General features: G+C 68.6%; 12 protein-coding genes. 5 read left to right on the forward strand and 7 right to left on the reverse strand.

The features are described 5' to 3' along the window. Positions 1–100: 100 nt before the first annotated feature. Positions 101–1,588 (reverse strand): M48 family metallopeptidase, encoded by a 1,488-nt coding sequence (locus CFB41_RS36680; RefSeq protein WP_256941407.1) that lies wholly within the window; start codon positions 1,586–1,588, stop codon positions 101–103. Here CFB41_RS36680 and CFB41_RS36685 point away from each other — a divergent pair. The 3 genes from CFB41_RS36685 (at position 1,587) to CFB41_RS36695 (ending at position 4,986) form a co-directional block, all read left to right on the forward strand. Continuing rightward, positions 1,587–3,320: a site-specific integrase gene (locus tag CFB41_RS36685; RefSeq protein WP_089460080.1), complete on the forward strand. Its 1,734-nt coding sequence runs from the start codon at positions 1,587–1,589 to the stop codon at positions 3,318–3,320. The genes CFB41_RS36680 and CFB41_RS36685 overlap by 2 nt on opposite strands. A gap of 340 nt (positions 3,321–3,660) precedes the next feature. Next, positions 3,661–3,984: a TfoX/Sxy family protein gene (locus tag CFB41_RS36690; protein ID WP_089460081.1), complete on the forward strand. Its 324-nt coding sequence runs from the start codon at positions 3,661–3,663 to the stop codon at positions 3,982–3,984. A gap of 90 nt (positions 3,985–4,074) precedes the next feature. Beyond that, positions 4,075–4,986, forward strand: a complete 912-nt coding sequence (locus CFB41_RS36695; RefSeq protein ID WP_089460082.1) for a hypothetical protein — start codon at positions 4,075–4,077, stop codon at positions 4,984–4,986. A 26-nt stretch (positions 4,987–5,012) separates the two neighbouring features. Here the strand turns inward: CFB41_RS36695 and CFB41_RS36700 are convergent, their stop codons facing one another. Genes CFB41_RS36700 through CFB41_RS36710 form a run of 3 tightly spaced genes read right to left on the reverse strand, consistent with a single transcriptional unit; the run spans position 5,013 to position 9,142 of the window. Beyond that, positions 5,013–7,190: a DUF4132 domain-containing protein gene (locus CFB41_RS36700; protein ID WP_089460083.1), complete on the reverse strand. Its 2,178-nt coding sequence runs from the start codon at positions 7,188–7,190 to the stop codon at positions 5,013–5,015. Positions 7,191–7,245: 55 nt separating this feature from the next. Then, positions 7,246–8,568 (reverse strand): HipA domain-containing protein, encoded by a 1,323-nt coding sequence (locus tag CFB41_RS36705; RefSeq protein WP_089460084.1) that lies wholly within the window; start codon positions 8,566–8,568, stop codon positions 7,246–7,248. Continuing rightward, on the reverse strand, positions 8,561–9,142 hold the full coding sequence (locus tag CFB41_RS36710) for a helix-turn-helix domain-containing protein (RefSeq protein ID WP_089460085.1): 582 nt from the start codon (positions 9,140–9,142) through the stop codon (positions 8,561–8,563). The genes CFB41_RS36705 and CFB41_RS36710 overlap by 8 nt, the downstream gene beginning before the upstream one ends. Positions 9,143–9,749: 607 nt before the next feature. On the opposite strand from CFB41_RS36710, the gene CFB41_RS36715 reads away from it, so the two are divergent. Next, positions 9,750–11,174, forward strand: coding sequence for a PLP-dependent aminotransferase family protein (locus tag CFB41_RS36715; protein WP_089429568.1), 1,425 nt, complete (start codon positions 9,750–9,752; stop codon positions 11,172–11,174). A gap of 53 nt (positions 11,175–11,227) precedes the next feature. On the opposite strand, the gene CFB41_RS36720 is transcribed toward CFB41_RS36715, so the two are convergent. The 3 genes from CFB41_RS36720 to CFB41_RS36730 all read right to left on the reverse strand — a co-directional run bounded on the left by CFB41_RS36720 (position 11,228) and on the right by CFB41_RS36730 (position 14,931). Next, entirely contained in the window at positions 11,228–12,667 is a 1,440-nt protein-coding gene (locus tag CFB41_RS36720; protein ID WP_089460086.1) for an MFS transporter, read from the reverse strand. A 166-nt stretch (positions 12,668–12,833) separates the two neighbouring features. Next, positions 12,834–13,985 carry a CaiB/BaiF CoA-transferase family protein gene (locus CFB41_RS36725; RefSeq protein ID WP_089460087.1) on the reverse strand — a complete coding sequence of 384 codons (1,152 nt, stop codon included), beginning with the start codon at positions 13,983–13,985 and terminating at the stop codon, positions 12,834–12,836. A gap of 7 nt (positions 13,986–13,992) precedes the next feature. Continuing rightward, positions 13,993–14,931, reverse strand: a complete 939-nt coding sequence (locus tag CFB41_RS36730; RefSeq protein WP_089460088.1) for a hydroxymethylglutaryl-CoA lyase — start codon at positions 14,929–14,931, stop codon at positions 13,993–13,995. Positions 14,932–15,078: 147 nt separating this feature from the next. Here CFB41_RS36730 and CFB41_RS36735 point away from each other — a divergent pair, with 147 nt between their 5' ends. Continuing rightward, positions 15,079–15,996, forward strand: coding sequence for a LysR family transcriptional regulator (locus CFB41_RS36735; RefSeq protein WP_089460089.1), 918 nt, complete (start codon positions 15,079–15,081; stop codon positions 15,994–15,996). The last annotated feature ends 40 nt before the right edge of the window (positions 15,997–16,036 follow it).

Consider the following 16,036-nt stretch of genomic DNA (forward strand, 5'->3'; position numbering starts at 1 on the left):
CGGTGAAGGTGCCGGACACGGCCGGCCGCCGCGCTCCACGCGCCCCGCGACAGCCGCTGCAGCGCCAGGCATCCGCTTGCGTGCCCGCTCGCGTCGCCGGCTATTCGTTGGCCGTACCCGGCGCCTTCGCGCCATCCTGCCCGAGCGGTATCGCCAGCCGCTTCAACGTCTCCGCCAGGTCGGCGTTCTCCGGCTGCACCTGCCGCGCCTGCGCGAACGCCTCGCGCGCTTCATCCCGGCGCGCCAGCTTCCACAGCACTTCACCCTTGTGCGTCAGCCCGCTTGCATAGGCTTCGCGCGCATCCTTGTCGATGTCGCCGTCCTTCGCGAAGATCGCGATCGAGCGGTCGAACCACGTCAGCGCGTCGTCGTTGCGACCAAGGCGATACAGTGCCCAGCCCTTGCTGTCGAGCGCATACGCGTCGTCCGGCGATTTCGCGAGGCGCGCATCGATCATCGCCATCGCACGATCGATCTTCAGGCCGGCATTGACGAGGTCGTAACCGACCGTGTTCAACATGCGATCCGTGAAATTGCCCACCTCGAGCGCGGTGTCGATGCGGCCTTCGTCCCGTTCGGCAATCGCCAGCGCGACCATCTTGGCCGCGATCTGTTGCCGGAGTGCCCGGCCGAGATGCTGGCCGTCGGCGACCAGGCTGCCGAGGTACTGCGTGTAGAGATCGGGCACGCCCGGATTGCCGGCACGGTTGGCGATGTCCGTGGCGGGCCCTGCGCACCAGTCGGTGTCCGCGGGCACCCGCAATACCGTGGGGTGTAACCAGAGCTTGCGGTCCTCGTGCGATTGCGCGAAGACGGTATAGCCGTTGGCGTCGATCTGCCCGCAGGCCAGATACGCGCCCGTCACGTCGAGTACGTACGAGTAATGGCCGTAGGGTCGCCCCGTATCGATGTCGATCACGCGGAACGTTCCGCCCATGTCGCCTTCACCGACGACGGGCTGAAGCGCCCACTCACGCTCGGGATGACGGGCGGGCAGGCGGATCCGCACCGTGCGTCCGGCGGCATCGGTCGTGCCGAACACGACGCTTTCGCCGCCATTTTCATGAGGCGGCAGCCCCGCGATCGCCTGCCCGGGCAGCAGCAGCCGGTAGCGCGCATTCGGTAGCGGCCGGTGCGTGACGGGGTCGCGCAGCACGAACCGGTGAACGTAAGCCCCGGTTCCGAACGACGCGGTCGGCGCGACGTAGGTGCGTGCGTCGGCGGCGGGCAGCACGGTGCAGCTCAAGGCCGCGGCAACGAGCGCGGCGACAAGGCGGGATGTCATGGAATGGCGGTTCTTGTTGGTAAAGGCGTGATTGACCGACGGCCGGAAATGCATTGGACGACCCACGCGGCCTTTGATATCCGGCTGCGCATACCGAGACGGATGGCCGGATCGCCCAGCGCAATTCAACGCGGAACCCGCCCGTTGCAACGTGATGCGAGGAAGCGGCGAACGGATGACGCGGGAATGCAGTGCGCAGCATAGCAGGGCGCGTCGGGCGTCCTGCGTGTGAACGCGTATCTCGTCCGGAACCCTGCGCGCGACGTACCCGATCGCGCGCGCTTCTGTCAAACTCGCGGTCATGAAACCGCGCCTCGCCTCACCGCCTTCCCCCGATTCCACCCCTGCGCCCGCAGGCTTTCCCGATGCCGACGAACTGGCCGCGCTGCGTGCGTGGTACGCGGGCATGACCGTGCGCCAGGCGGTCGAGCGTTACCTGCCCGATCGGCTCGGCGAAGGGCGCTCGGCGCGCGGCGTGATCGGTGCCATTCGCCGCCGCCTCGTGCGCGTCGCGCGGCAGGTGGGCCGGCCCGATCTCGCGGAGCGGCTCGGTCACGCCGACGGTGAGCGTATGCAGCAAGCGAAGGCGGCAGCCGAAGCGATCGGCCTGCTGCGTCATGCGCGTGCGCCGGTCCCGCAGATCAGCGACGACGTCGGCCTGTGGCTGCCCGCGCGTGCGGTCGGCGCACTGCGTGCGCACGGGATCGCGACGCTCGCCGATCTCACGGTGCGGATTCCGCGCCGGCGCCAGTGGTGGCGTGCGATCGCGGGCCTCGGCGTGGCCAGTGCGCGGCACATCGAGGCGTTTTTCGCCGCGCATCCGGCGCTGACCGAACGGGCGCGCGCGCTGATCGCGGCGACGCCGCGCGGCGCCATCGTGCCGTGGGAGCAGTTGAAGCTGCCGCACGAGGTCGACGGCTCGGCCGGCACGTTCCGCGCGCCGCGCGCGACCAGCACGCTCGATGCGGACAACGATTACGCGGCCGTGCACGCGTGGCTGTCGCTGCACGAATCGGCCGCGACGCGGCGGGCGTACCGGAAGGAAGCCGAGCGGCTGATCCTGTGGGCGATCGTCGAGCGCGGCCGCGCACTGTCGTCGCTGACGACCGAGGATGCGGTCGCGTATCGCGCGTTCGTGCGGCGCCCGACACCGCACGAGCGCTGGGTCGGGCCCGTGCGGCCGCGCAGTGCGCCCGACTGGCGGCCGTTCTCGGGTGCGCTGTCCGCGCGCTCGGCCGCCTACACGCTGTCGGTGCTCGGCGCGCTGTTCCGCTGGCTGATCGAGCAGCGCTACCTGCTCGCGAATCCGTTCGCGGGCGTCAAGGTGCGCGACACCCGCGGCCCGAACGCACTCGACACGTCGCATGCGTTCACCGAAGGCGAGTGGCTGCTCGTGCGCACGATCGCAGACGGGCTCGAGTTCCGCAAGGGCACGCCGGCCGCGCCGCAGTCGGGCTGGACGCCGGCCGCCGCGCAACGCCTGCGCTTCATTCTCGATTTCGGCTATGCGACCGGGCTGCGCGCGAGCGAGCTGGTCGGCGCGACGCTCGGCGACATCGAGACCGATGCGCACGGCGACGCGTGGCTGAAGGTGATCGGCAAGGGCAGCAAGGCCGCGCGCGTCGCGCTGCCGCCGCTTGCGCGCACGGGGCTCGACCGTTTCCTGGTCGCCCGCCGGCTGCCGGTCACGCCGTCGCGCTGGCGGCCCGACACGCCGCTGATCCCGAGCCTCGCGGAAGACGGCGCGGCCGCGATCACGAGCGTGCGGCTGTGGAAGGTGATGCAGCGCTTCTTCGCGCAGACGGCCGATCAGGTCGAGGCCGACAACCCCGCGCTCGCGCAGAAGCTGCGGCAGGCCAGCCCGCACTGGATGCGTCATACGCATGCGACGCACGCGTTGGCGCGCGGCGCGGAGTTGACGACCGTGCGCGACAACCTGCGCCATGCGTCGATTTCCACGACGTCGATTTACCTGCATGGCGACGACGTGAAGCGGGCGCGGCAGATGTCGAGCGCGTTCGCGGCCGACAAGTAACGGCGTCGTGCTGTCGGCGCTGCGTCCGGGGAGGGACGCGGTGGCAATCGGCGACGCGGCGCAATGCGTTGTTCCGCCGTCGCCGGCCGCTCAATCGCCGGCCGGCCCGTGCCGCTCTCCCGGCACGTAGGCGAAGCCCGATTTTTGTGAAGCGCTATCGGGCGATTCACCGCACCGTCATGTAACTGTCAGCGATGTCGGGCAGGGGCGGGCGATTGCGATCGCACGTGCCTGAATGCGCGCTCCTCCGACCAAGGGACGACGCACTGCAGCGTATCCGCAATCAGGCGGAACGCTCGGGAGCGTGCCGGGGTCATACCCATTTTGCCGGGAGCAGTGAATGGCATCGAGCCAAGGCACAGTCGATTTCATCGTCGAGCAGATGGCGGCGGCCGGCACGGTATCGGCGCGCAAGATGTTCGGCGAATACGGCATCTATTGCGACGGCAAGATGGTCGCGCTCGTCTGCGACGATCGGCTGTTCGTCAAGCCGACGCCCGAAGGCCGCGCGTTTCTCGGCACGTGCGAAGAAGGTTCGCCGTATCCGGCCGCGAAGCCGCATCTCGTCATCTCCGGTGAGCGCTGGGACGATCGCGAATGGCTGTCGGCGCTGATCCGGATCACCGCCGCGCAGTTGCCGGTGCCGGTGAAGCTGAGCCGATAGCGGCCCGTTTCGCATGCCATGTTGCGCTGCGGCCAGGCGTATTCTGTGACACATGTGCGCGACCATCGCGCATCCGGAGGGAGCACAAGAATGAAGACATCCGGCCATTCGCGCGGCACGTGGCGTGCGCGCCGCGCCCGGCACGCGCTCGTCGCGGCCCTGTGCGCGGGCTGGAGCGCGCTGTCGTTCGGCGCGGACGATGCGGCGACACTGCTCGAGCGTTACCGCAGCCTCGGCCCGCAACTGAAGGACAACGCGTTTCACCGGCCGTTGGTCCTCGAATCGGCGGAAGCGTCGTCGTCGCTGAAGGGCGACATCTACGCGGTGGTCGACTATCCGTACGCGGTCGTGAGCAGCCAGCTCGACGATCCCGCTCAGGGCCCCGCGAACTGGTGCGCGGTGCTGATCCTGCACCTGAACACGAAGTATTGCCACGCGTCGACCGGCAGCAATGGCCCGGTGCTCGACGTGAACCTCGGCCGCAAGATCCAGCAGAAGCTGCCGGACACCTACCGCGTGCAGTTCCGCTATCGCGTGGCGGCCGCGACGCCCGACTATTTCCAGGTCGACCTGACCGCCGACAGCGGGCCGATGGGCACGAAGGATTACCGGATCGCGCTGGAGGCCGTGCCGGTCGGCACGTCGCGCACGTTCCTGCATCTGACGTATTCGTATGGCTTCGGCACGGTGGGCCGGATGGCGATGAAGACCTACCTCGCGACCGTCGGCAGCGAGAAGGTCGGCTTCACGACCATCAGCGGCGGATCGGCTGCGCAGCCGCAGTACGTCGGTGGCGTGCGCGGGCTGCTGGAGCGCAACACGATGCGCTACTACCTCGCGATCGACACGTATCTCGCGACGCTCGACAAGCCGCTCGACCAGCGCCTCGCGCGCTGGTTCGACGCGACCGAGCAGTATCCGCAGCAACTGCACGAGGTCGAACGCGGCGCGTATCTGCAGATGAAAGCGCAGGAGGTGCAGCGGCAGCAGGCGGTGCGGTAGGCGGTGCCTGCTGCCGCACCGCCGCCTCAGTCGAGCAACCCCGCGACCACATCGACGATCCGCTGCAGCAGCGCTTCGTCGTAAGGCAGCCACGGCACCGCGCGCAGCGGCGACGGCGGCGGTTCGATCGAAGGTTCGACGGGTTCGCCGTCGCGCGTCACGCGCCCGGTCGCGCAATGCACCGACCATGCGCCGACGCGCACATGGCGTTCGTCGAGCGTCACCCGCCCCTGCGCGATCGGTTCGGCGAACACGAACGCGAGCACCTGCTTGCGATGCCGCGCCATCGCGCCGAGCGGCAAGTCGGACAGCCGGTGCAGGCGCTGTTCGCGCTGGTGTCGCGCGGCGCGCTGGCGCACCGGGTCCGCCGGCGTGTCGGCCGCGCGCGTCGTTTCATCGTCGAGCGCGAACGCGGCGACGCTGACGAGCAGGTCGACCGCACGCGCCACCTCCGAGAACACCACGGGATCGATTTCACCGATCGGCGCGGCCACCCAGCGCCGCTCGCGCCTGCGTTCGACGTGCAGCCGGCCCGACGTGCCCTGGCCGTCCGTGCCCGGAAAGAGCCGCGCCGCGACGCTGAAGGTCGCGCGCACGTCGCCGAACTCGCGTGCGAGGCCGTCGTCGTACGCGCGGATCGACCAGCCTTCGCGGCGCGCGACGCCGAGCAGCGGGCGGCTCGCGAGCACATGACCTTCGAACATCGCGGAATGACTGTTCGCGGTGTCTTCGTCGGCCGGCACGTAGAACTCGCGGAACGCCTGCCGAATGGGCTGCCGGATCGCACGGCCGACGATCGCGCGCTGCCACGCGAGCCGCTCGTCCGCATCGGCCAAGAGCGGATGCCAGAGCCGGATCTCGCTGTCGGCATCGAGTTCGCACGCCACGCCGGCGGCGTCGCGCAGCACGACCTTGCCCTTCGCGATATCGGGCATGAACGAAACGGTCGTGCCGTCACGTGCGCGTGCGTGCCAGATCGTGCGGGTCGAGAACGCGGCGCCGGCCGGCGCATCGACGAGGCGCTCGCGCCATTCGACATGGCCGAGCGTCATCGACTGCCAGAAACCCGCTTCCATGCAGGTGGCGAGCATCGTGAGCTGCTTCTTGTCGGGCTTCGCGTCGAGCGTCATGCGCAGCGCGGTGTGCGGCCGTTCGCCGAGCGCGCGTTCAGCGGGCTTCAGGTTACGCGCGAGCTTCTTCTGCACGCCCGCGTGACGCACGGTGGCCAGCGCATCGCGCAGCGCACGCACGGTCTCGGGTGTCGGGATCGTCTCGACCGCATGGCCGAGTGCGATCGCGAGCGATTGCGATGGCGCGGTTTTCGCGGCGGTCGGCGCGACGCACACGCCGGTCAGCAGCGGCCCGATCAGCGGGGGGAGCCACGGCGCGTCGCGATAGGCCGCGACGCGCGCCGCGCGCGCGACGACCTGCGCGTCGTCGGTCGTGAACGCGCGATCGGCCTGATAGGGGACTTCGCCCGCGTGAATCGCGGCGACGTGCCGCGCGGCTTCGGTCAGCGTGTCGCGAGCGAAGTCGACGTAAGCGGGTTCTTCCGCGAGCGTGACGGCCGGATCGTCGGCGTTGAACCACAGCCGCTTCGGCGCGAAATAGCCGTCGTTCGTCGCGGCCAGCGCGAGCAGCGCGGCCGGCCCGAGTTCGGGCAGCACGTCGAGCTCGCGCACGCGAAACGGGGAATCGGCATTTGACTGCGCATACGCATCGCGCAAGGCCGTGATGTCGCGCCGGCCGGCGAACGAATGGAGCGCATATTCGCCGTACACGGAGAGTCGTTGCAGGCCGTCGTTCTGCGGATCGCCGAGGATGCGCGCGAGTTCGGCCTGCAGTGCGGGCGCGGGCAGCGCGTCGAGACACGACAGTTCCTGTAACGCGCGCTGCCACGCGCCGGCCGGAATGTCGCGGAACAGTTCGAGCGCGGCTTCGGCGTCGACGAGCGGCGCGAGCTCGAGTGCGTCGATCTGGGTGCGTAGCCAGCGCGCGAATTCGGCGCGCGGATCGTCGTACGCGTAGTCGTGCTGCGCGACGTGTTCCTCGGTGCGGCGCAGCGCCGGCCACACCGCGCCGAGCGCGTGCGCGTCGAGCGTCGACAGGTCGAGCGGCGCGCCGGTGAAGCGCGGGTGGTCGGCGCTGCCGGTCAGTCGAGCGACGAGCGGGTCGACGATGGGCGGGCGGACGGATTGGGTCATGAGGTTCGGCGGCCCTCGCTTGGCGGCATCGGATCGCCTTGGGTGGTGTTTGGCGTCAGCGCGGGCGCAGCCGCTCGACCATCTCGTGGATGACGATATGGCGGATCGCGCGCAGCAGGTGCATCTCGCCGCCGAGCGTCGCTGTGAGTTCGGGGCGGGCAGTCTTCATCGCGTCGTTGTCGGCGGCGATCTCGAGCAGCAGCGCGTCGGCCTGCGCCGGAATGCGCGCGAGCACTTCGTCGATGTGGCGATGCGCGGTCGCGCGCGTCAGCCCGAGCGTCGCGCCGGCCTGGTCGAGCACGTCGCGTGTGAAATCCGCATAGCGCTGCACACCCGCGACGGGCCGCGTGAATTCCGTCAGGTCCGGCCAGCGGCTGCGCGCGCTATAAGTCGCGGTTTCGTAGACACCGTCGCACAGCAGGTCGTAGTGCGGTGCCAGCGCGAGCCCGCTATCGGTGACGAGGAAGCTCAGATTCTTCAGGTGTGAATCGCCGTTGCCGACGACGATGCAGAACACGAGCCAGCGGAACAGGCGCAGGCGAACCGGTGCGGGCGCGCGGCACGCGTTGGCGAGCGTTGCGAGCGCGTCGAGCGACCAGCCCGTGTATTTCATCGTCGCGGGCAGGTTGAGCGCCTGGCAACCATCGATCGCGTGGCGTCGTTCGACGCCGGTATCCGTCTGCGCGCGGTCGAAGCGGCAGATCACGTACACGGGCGCCGGCACGTAGCGGCGCTCGACCTCGGGCACGTCGAGGCCGACGCGGCGCGCGAGCGTCATCACGAACCACTCGTTGATGACCGAATGCGGATAGTCGTGCGCGTGCGGATGATTCGGCTTCAGGATGTGCGTCGACACCGCCTGGCCGCTCGGCTCGAACAGCGCGCCGTCGCGCAGCACGACCGGCAGCTTGTGCTGCGCGCCGGCGAGCGACATCTTCTTCGGCGCGTCGTGCGTCAGCGGCACGGCAGGCAGGTGGCGGATGCGCGCGTCGAGTTCGGTATCGTCGAGCGGGCGCAGGCGCGTGTCCTCGTCGGCCGTGTCCGCCGGCAGGCGCAACGTCACCGAGCCGGCCGATTCGCGTCCGTAGTGCTCGAGCAGCGCGAACGCGTCGCCGATGTCGGGCAGGCCCGCGTCACGCGCAAGCAGCGCCCGCACCGATTCTTCCGGCAGCAGGTTGTCGAAATACCACTGGACGGGGCGGGTGGTCGCGCCGTCGCGCAGCACACCGGCCTGCAGCGGGAGATGCGGGCTCAGCGCGAAGCGGGACGCCTGCGCGAGCCACGACGGCGCGTATTCGAATGCCCACAGATTGCGGTTTTCATGCAGCGTGCCGATTGATTGGCCGTCGATGGCGGCGACGAGGGTGCGCTCAGTCATGCGACGCGTCCTCGTCGGCGGGGCGCGCGTGGTCGGGCACGGCTTCACCGGCGTCTGTCAGCACGCGGCGCGCGATCTCGATTGCACGGGCCGAGGCCTGACGGCCGGCGTCGGTCGTCCTGATCCGCGGGCGGCGCGTGTCGTCCGTCCCCACGCCGGACGCTTCGGCAGGCGACAGCACGAGACGTGCGGCCGAGAGCACGCGTGCGGCCGCGCGGGCGGGCGGCGCGGATTCGCCGGCCGGGGCCGGATGCGCGGCGTCCGCGCGCAGCAGCAGGCGCTCGGCCGCGCGCCTTGCACGCACGCCGGCCCGATGGCTCGCGCGCGCCGACAGGCGTTCGAGCAGTTCCTCGCTGGCGTCGGGAATGTCGACGACGACCCGAACGCCGAGCCCCTGCAGGATCTGGAACACCTTGGCCCACTGGATGGTGTCCGCGCCGCGCTCGGCCTTGACCATGAACGACTCGCTGACGCCGACGCTGCCGGCCGCGTCGTCCTGGCGCAATTGCTGCACTTTCCGCGCGGCGCGGATCACGCCGCCGATGTCGGATGCCTGTTCGATCGTGTATCGCATGGTGGGCCCTGCTACCGTTGCCGGCTCGGCAGGATGAAAACTGTGAGATCAAACAGTATTGCATCTCGATGCAAGAATTCAAGGGAAAACTGTGCGATCGACGAGTTTTGGCTCGTTGGCGACGGTATCGAACGAAAAACTGTTAGATCGAACAGTTTTTCATCTCCGAATGGCCGGCAACGTGTACCGGCCGCTCCGCGACCTCATGGTGCATTCGCGGTTCGTTGTCGTGCCTTCCCCGAAAGCCCCGCGCACCGTCCGGCGTCGCTGCGCGCGATTCACCGCCCTCGCGGCCCATTCTTAAGACGTACAGTTTTCCTACCGTGAGCGATGCGCGCCGAACTGTACTCTTGTTCGCGCGAACGATGTGTGTACTCGTCGCCAACTGTTCTGCTCTTAAGATTCCATCATCAAGTGCACAGTGCCGCGGATCCAGTCGCACCGGAACCCTGTCGGCGCATCTTCAAGAGAGAGCCAGTGCGATGGAAAAGGCAAAACCGGAGGGAAGGATCAGGAATCACGACGGCCCGGTCGGCGGGCGCAACACGCGCGTATCGGACGCAAACGGCAGGGCAGCCCGGCTGCGCCGCCCGGCGGGAGGTACGCGATGAAACTCTATGAAAAACTCGCGGACGATATCGAGCGCCTGATCCGCCAGGGCGTGTACCGGCACGGCGACCGGATTCCGTCGGTGCGGCAGGCGAGCCAGCAGCATCGGATCAGCATCACGACCGTGCTGCATGCGTATCTGTTGCTGGAAAGCCGCGGGCTGCTGGAGAGCCGCCCGCAGTCGGGCTATTTCGTGAACCTGCGACGCGACGACAGCCATGCGCCGGTGCGCGAGCTGCGCCCTTCGAAGCCGATCGCGATCTCGTCGTCGGTGGACGTGAGCCGGCTCGTGCTGTCGACGCTGCGCTCGATCGGCACGGACGACGCGGTGCCGCTCGGCTCGCCGTACCCGGACCCGAGCCTGTTTCCGTTCGAGAAGCTGAACCGCTACGCGTATGCGGCCGGCCGCGACAAGTCGCTGTGGGGCGTGACGGACGGGCTGCCGCCCGGCCATCCGCGACTGATCCGCCAGATCGCGCGCCGCTACCTGGAAAACGGGATGTCGGTGGACCCGAACGAGATCATCGTGACGGTCGGCGCGACGGAGGCGATCAACCTGTGCCTGCAGGCCGTTGCGAAACCGGGCGACACGATCGCGGTGGAATCGCCGACGTTCTACGCGATGCTGCACGCGATCGAACGGATGGGGATGAAGGCGATCGAGGTCGCGACGCACCCGGAATACGGAATCGATATCGCGGCGCTGGCCGCGATCGCGAAGTCGCAGCCGATCGCCGCATGCATGGTGATGCCGAACTTCCAGAACCCGCTCGGCTTCCAGATGCCGGACGAGCGCAAGCGCGAGCTGGTCGAGTTCGCGACGAAGACCGGGATGCCGCTGATCGAGAATGGCGTGTACAACGAACTGTATTTCGGCGATGCGCATCCGAGTTCGCTGAAGTCGTATGACCGCAGCGGGATCGTGCTGCACTGCTCGTCGTTCTCGAAGAGCCTGACGGCCGCGTACCGGATCGGCTGGGCGCTGCCGGGCCGCTATCGTGACCAGGTCGAGAAGCTGAAATTCCTGAACACGCTTGCGACGCCGTCGTTGCCGCAGCTCGCGATCGCGGAGTTTCTCGAACGCGATGGCTACGAGCATCATCTGCGGCGCCTGCGCAAGGCGTATGCGCAGCAGGCGAACCTGATGCGCGCGATGGTGTCGCGGTTCTTCCCGGAAGGCACGCGTATCTCGAGCCCGGCGGGCGGGTACGTGCTGTGGGTCGAACTGCCGGCGCAGATCGATGCGATGCGGCTTTACCAGCTCGCGCTGGAGCAGGGGATCACGATCGGGCCCGGCTACATGTTCTCGATCACGGACAGCTACCGGAACTTCATCCGGCTGAACTACAGCAGCCCGTGGTCGCCGGAGATCGAGCAAGCCGTGATCACGGTCGGGAAGCTGGCGGCGGCGTGCATGCGGTAGAAGGGGGCGTTCTTGCCTGGCGCCGTCCGGCGTAACCCGGACGGCGCCAGGCGTCAGCGATTGAGCTCCTCGAGCCGCACGCCATTGGTCCTCGGGCCGAACGCGCCGATGACGACGACCACGACGAGCATGAACACGGTGATCCCGGTGAACACGCCGGGCACGCCGAAATCCTTCAGCAGCGCCGCGATGATGAAGCCCGACATCATCGCGCCGGCGCGGCTGGCCGAATACGCGATGCCGCTCGCGCGGGAGCGCACCTCGGTCGGGAACAGCTCGCACTGGTATGCGTGATAGGCGACGGAGATCGTCTGCCCGGCGAGGCTGATCAGCACGCCGAATACGATGAGCGGCACGACGGTCCTGACCTGCGCGAACGCGAGCCCGCAGACGATCACGGCGAGCGCGCCGCCGACGATCAGGTGCTTGCGCTGGATTCGGTCCGCAAAGCGCATCGCGAGCAACGGCCCGGCCGGCAGCGCGAACGCGATGACGAACGCGTACAGCAGGCTCTTCGTGACGGTGATGCCCTGGCCGATCAACAGTGTCGGCACCCAGTTCGCGAATCCGTAGTAGCCGATGGCCTGGCAGAAGTTGAACACGACGAGCATCAGCAGACGGGTGCGATAAGGCGCACGCCACAATGCCGCGAACGCCGCGCGGTGCACTTCAGGCGCTTCGCTTGTCGGCGCGGGCGGCGGCAGCGGCATGCCCGACTCGCGCTCGGCGATCGCTTCCATCCGGCTCACGATCCGCTCGCTTCGTTCGGCATCGCCGTGCGCGGCCAGCCACCGCGGGCTTTCGGGCACCGCACGGCGGATGAACCAGACGATCACGGCGCCGGCCGAGCCGGCCAGCACCACGATGCGCCAGCCGTCGAGCCCGAACACCGTCGCGGGCACGAGCCACCACGACAGGATCGCGGCGACCGGCGCGGCGGCGAACATCACCACCTGGTTGAACGCGATCGCGCGGCCGCGCATCTGCTGCGGGACGAGTTCGGTCACGTAGGTGTCGATCGTGACGATCTCCAGCCCGACGCCGATGCCGGTGATGAAACGCCACAACAGCACGCCTTCGGGCGTCGTCTGGAACGCCATGATGGCCGAGCCGATCGAGTACCACAGCAGCGAGTACGTGAAGACGGCGCGGCGCCCGTAGCGGTCCGGCATCCAGCCGAAGCCGAACGTGCCGGCGAACAGCCCCGCGAAGGTCGCCGCGATGAAGGCGGCGATGCCGGTGAAGCCGAAGAATGCCTGCGTGGTGGTCTGCAACAGGCCGCTTTTGGCCATGCCCGGTGCGATGTAGCCGGTGAAGATCAGGTCGTAGACTTCGAAGAAGCCGCCGAGGGAGATCAGCAGCACGAGCATCCACTGGTGCCGGGTGATCGGCAGCCGGTCCATGCGCGCGGAGATGTCCGCGCCGGCGCGGATGCCGGCGCGTACCTGCGGCGTATCGAGCGGGGCGCCGCCCGCGGTGACGGTCTGATGCATGGGTTGTCTCCTGATCTTCTGACCGGCGGCATGCTTCTTCGAGCTGCCTGCCTTGATAACGGTTATAGACGCACGCGGCGTGCACGGGGTGCCGGATTCATGGCGGCGCGCGACCGCGCCTGAATCGACGCCCGCAACCTGCTGCCGGGCCTTCGGCGGCTGCCGCTCATGCGACCGCGCGGCGTGTCAGCCGAGCCAGCACTTCCTGCGTGTGCTCGCCGACGCGCGCGAGCGCTTGGCGCACGCCGGGCCGTCGCCCGCCCATCGTGATCGGCAGCAGCACGACATCGGTCGTGCGCCCGTCGTCGGTCTGCATCGGCACCAGCCCGCCGCTCGCTTTCAGGTGCGGATCGTCGAGCAGTTGCTCGGGACGGACGATCGGCGCATACGGAATGCCGGCCGCTTCGAGTTTCGGCGACAACTCGGCGGCGCGATGGTCCTTCAGGATTGCGCCGAGCCGTTCGAGCAACCGCGGACGCACGGCGACCCGCTGCGCGTTGGTCGCGAAATCCGGTTCGGCGGCGAGCCCGGGGCACGCGAGCACGTCGCACAGCGTGACGAACTGCCGGTCGCTGACCGCGCCGATGAACAGCTGTTCGCCGTCCGCGAGCGTGAACACGTCGTAGACGCTCCACGCGGACACGCGCGCAGGCATCGGCGGCGGCGGTTCATGCGTCATCGCGTATTGCTGCATGTGCTGCGCGCACAGGAACACGCAGTTCTCGAACAGCGCGCTCTGTACTTCCTGCCCGCGGCCGGTGCGTTCGCGTTCGCGCAGCGCGGCGAGCACGCCGATCGCACCGAACATGCCGCCCATGATGTCGTTGACCGACGTACCGGCGCGCAGCGGCCGGCCGACCGGTCCCGTCATGTAGGACAACCCGCCCATCATCTGCACGACTTCGTCGAGCGCGAGACGCCGGTCGTACGGGCCGGGCAGGAAGCCCTTGTGCGTCACGTAGACGAGCGCCGGGTAGCGGGCCGACAGCGTGTCGTAGTCGAGGCCGAGCGTCGCCATCAGGCCGGGGCGGAAATTCTCGAGCATCACGTCGCAGGTGCCGATCAGTTCGACCGCGGCCTGCTTGCCCTCGGGCGTATGGAGGTCGAGCACGACGCTCTTCTTGTTGCGGTTGAACGAACGGAAGAAGCCGATGCCGAGGCCGGGCAGGTTGCGCGTCTTGTCTCCGCCGGGCGGCTCGATCTTGATCACTTCGGCGCCGAGATCGGCGAGGATCATCCCGCACGTCGGCCCCATGACCATGTGCGTGAATTCGATGACGCGAATGCCGTCGAGTGGAAGTCGGGTGTCGTGGTTCATGATGGATTCAGACGGTGGTGGTGGCGGCGGCGTGGGTGGCCGGCAGGCCCGCGCGCCACAGCGCGCCGTGCAGCGTTTCGCCGTCCAGCCAGCGCGCGACCTTCGCGCGCAGCGTCAGCAGCGCGGCAATGTCGATGCCGGTCTCGATTCCCATGTCGGCAAGCATGAACGCGAGGTCTTCGCTCGATGCGTTGCCGCTCGCGCCCGGCGCATGCGGACAGCCGCCGATGCCGGCGAGCGTCGCGTCGAAGCGGGCGACGCCCGTTTCGAGCGCCGCGTACACATTCGCGAGCGCGAGGCCGCGGGTGTCGTGAAAATGGCCGCACCAGAAGCGCTCGCCGGCGGCGGCGCGCGCCTTGCCGAACAGTTCGCCGACGGCGGCCGGCCCCGCGTAGCCGACCGTATCGGCGAGGCTCACGCGGTCGGCGCCGGCATCGAGCAGCGCATGCAGGTAACGCAGCACCTCCGACTGCGCGACGCGGCCCTGGATCGTGCAGCCGAACGCGGTGCCGATGCCGCCTTCGATCAGCGTCTTCGAGCCGGCCGCGTCGCGCGCGGCGCGGATGCGCGCCACCTCGGCGACGACTTCGTCGGGCGTCTTGCGCAGGTTCGCGATGCTGTGGGCGCGGCTCGCCGAGAGCGGCACCAGCATCAGGTCGGCGCCCGCGTCGAGCGCGTGTTCCGCGCCCTTGAGGTTCGGCACCAGCACCGACACGCGCAGGCCGGGCAGCGTCTTCGCATACGCCACGAGCTCGGCCGTATCGGCTAGTTGCGGGAGCAGGCGCGCCGGCACGAACGATCCGACCTCGATTTCGCGCTGGCCGGCCGCATACGCGTCGCCGATCCACTCGATCTTCCGTTTCGTCGGAAGAATGCGCGGGATGCTTTGCAGCCCGTCGCGCAAGCCGACTTCGCGTATGACTGCATGCTGGGGGAACGACCGCATGTCGCTTGTCTCCGTTGATTTCGACCGTGTCGATGCACCGGCGTCGTGCTAACTTTAGACATTCCTGATGGACATTAAAGCGGTATTTCGGAACCGCCATGTTTCCGGAATGGAATGCCTGATTGCCTGATTGCCTGGAGACGGCGGATGCGTGACATCGACCTGAAAACGCTGCGGCTGCTGGTGGCCGTGTGCGATCACCGCAACATGGCGCGGGCGGCGGAGGCGGTTCATATCGAGCCGTCGGCGATCAGCAAGCGCATCGCGCAACTCGAAAGCGACCTGGGCGTGCCGCTGCTCACGCGATCGCGGCGCGGCGTCGAGCCGACGGCCGCGGGCAATGCGCTGCTCGAGCACGCGCGCAGCGTGCTCTTCACGATGGAGCGCATCGCGAGCGATGTCGCCGCGTTCGGCGGCGGGCTGAAGGGGCGTGTGAGCATCTGCGCGTCGGCATCGGCGATCGCGGAAGCACTGCTCGACGACATCTCGTCGTTCATGCGCGAACCGGCCAACGAGAACATCCGGGTCGACGTGGAAGAGCGGCTGTCGTCCGAACTCGTGCGGCAGTTACGTGAGGGCGCGGCGAGCGTGGGCGTGTGCTGGGACAACGTCGATCTTCAAGGTTTGCAGCATCGGCCGTATCGGCAGGACCGGCTGGCGCTGGCCGTGCATCGCGATCATCCGCTCGCGAACGAGCCGTCGCTGCGCTTCGAGCAGACGCTGGGCTACGAGCATGTCGGCCTGCTGCCGACGACCGCCGTTCACACGCTGCTGCAGCGCGCGGCTGCCGATGCCGGCACGACCGTGTCGTATCGCGTGATCGTGTCGGGTTTCGATGCCGCGTTTCGCGTCGTAGCGGCCGGGCTCGGGATCAGTGTCGTGCCGATGGAAGTGGCCGACACGTATCGGCCGGTGTTCGGCATCAAGGTGATCCCGCTCGTCGACGCGTGGGCGAAGCGCCGGTTCGTCGTTTGTTTCAGGAGCTTCGACGCGCTGCAACCGGCCGCGCAACGGATGGTCGACTATCTGTCGAGCCGGGCCGCGATGCCGGCCGCGGGCGGCTGATACGCAGCGTCGATGCGTGTGACCTGCAACGGGCAATCGA

This window comes from Burkholderia sp. AU33803, assembly GCF_002223095.1.
Classification (GTDB): Bacteria; Pseudomonadota; Gammaproteobacteria; order Burkholderiales; family Burkholderiaceae; genus Burkholderia.

Coding starts and splice junctions, on each gene's coding strand:
- CFB41_RS36695 (WP_089460082.1), top strand. CDS start 4,075: ATGAAGACATCCGGCCATTCGCGCGGCACGTGGCGTGCGCGCCGCGCC.
- CFB41_RS36725 (WP_089460087.1), bottom strand. CDS start 13,985: ATGAACCACGACACCCGACTTCCACTCGACGGCATTCGCGTCATCGAA.
- CFB41_RS36715 (WP_089429568.1), top strand. CDS start 9,750: ATGAAACTCTATGAAAAACTCGCGGACGATATCGAGCGCCTGATCCGC.
- CFB41_RS36700 (WP_089460083.1), bottom strand. CDS start 7,190: ATGACCCAATCCGTCCGCCCGCCCATCGTCGACCCGCTCGTCGCTCGA.
- CFB41_RS36735 (WP_089460089.1), top strand. CDS start 15,079: ATGCGTGACATCGACCTGAAAACGCTGCGGCTGCTGGTGGCCGTGTGC.
- CFB41_RS36690 (WP_089460081.1), top strand. CDS start 3,661: ATGGCATCGAGCCAAGGCACAGTCGATTTCATCGTCGAGCAGATGGCG.
- CFB41_RS36680 (WP_256941407.1), bottom strand. CDS start 1,588: ATGACCGCGAGTTTGACAGAAGCGCGCGCGATCGGGTACGTCGCGCGC.
- CFB41_RS36720 (WP_089460086.1), bottom strand. CDS start 12,667: ATGCATCAGACCGTCACCGCGGGCGGCGCCCCGCTCGATACGCCGCAG.
- CFB41_RS36710 (WP_089460085.1), bottom strand. CDS start 9,142: ATGCGATACACGATCGAACAGGCATCCGACATCGGCGGCGTGATCCGC.
- CFB41_RS36730 (WP_089460088.1), bottom strand. CDS start 14,931: ATGCGGTCGTTCCCCCAGCATGCAGTCATACGCGAAGTCGGCTTGCGC.
- CFB41_RS36685 (WP_089460080.1), top strand. CDS start 1,587: ATGAAACCGCGCCTCGCCTCACCGCCTTCCCCCGATTCCACCCCTGCG.
- CFB41_RS36705 (WP_089460084.1), bottom strand. CDS start 8,568: ATGACTGAGCGCACCCTCGTCGCCGCCATCGACGGCCAATCAATCGGC.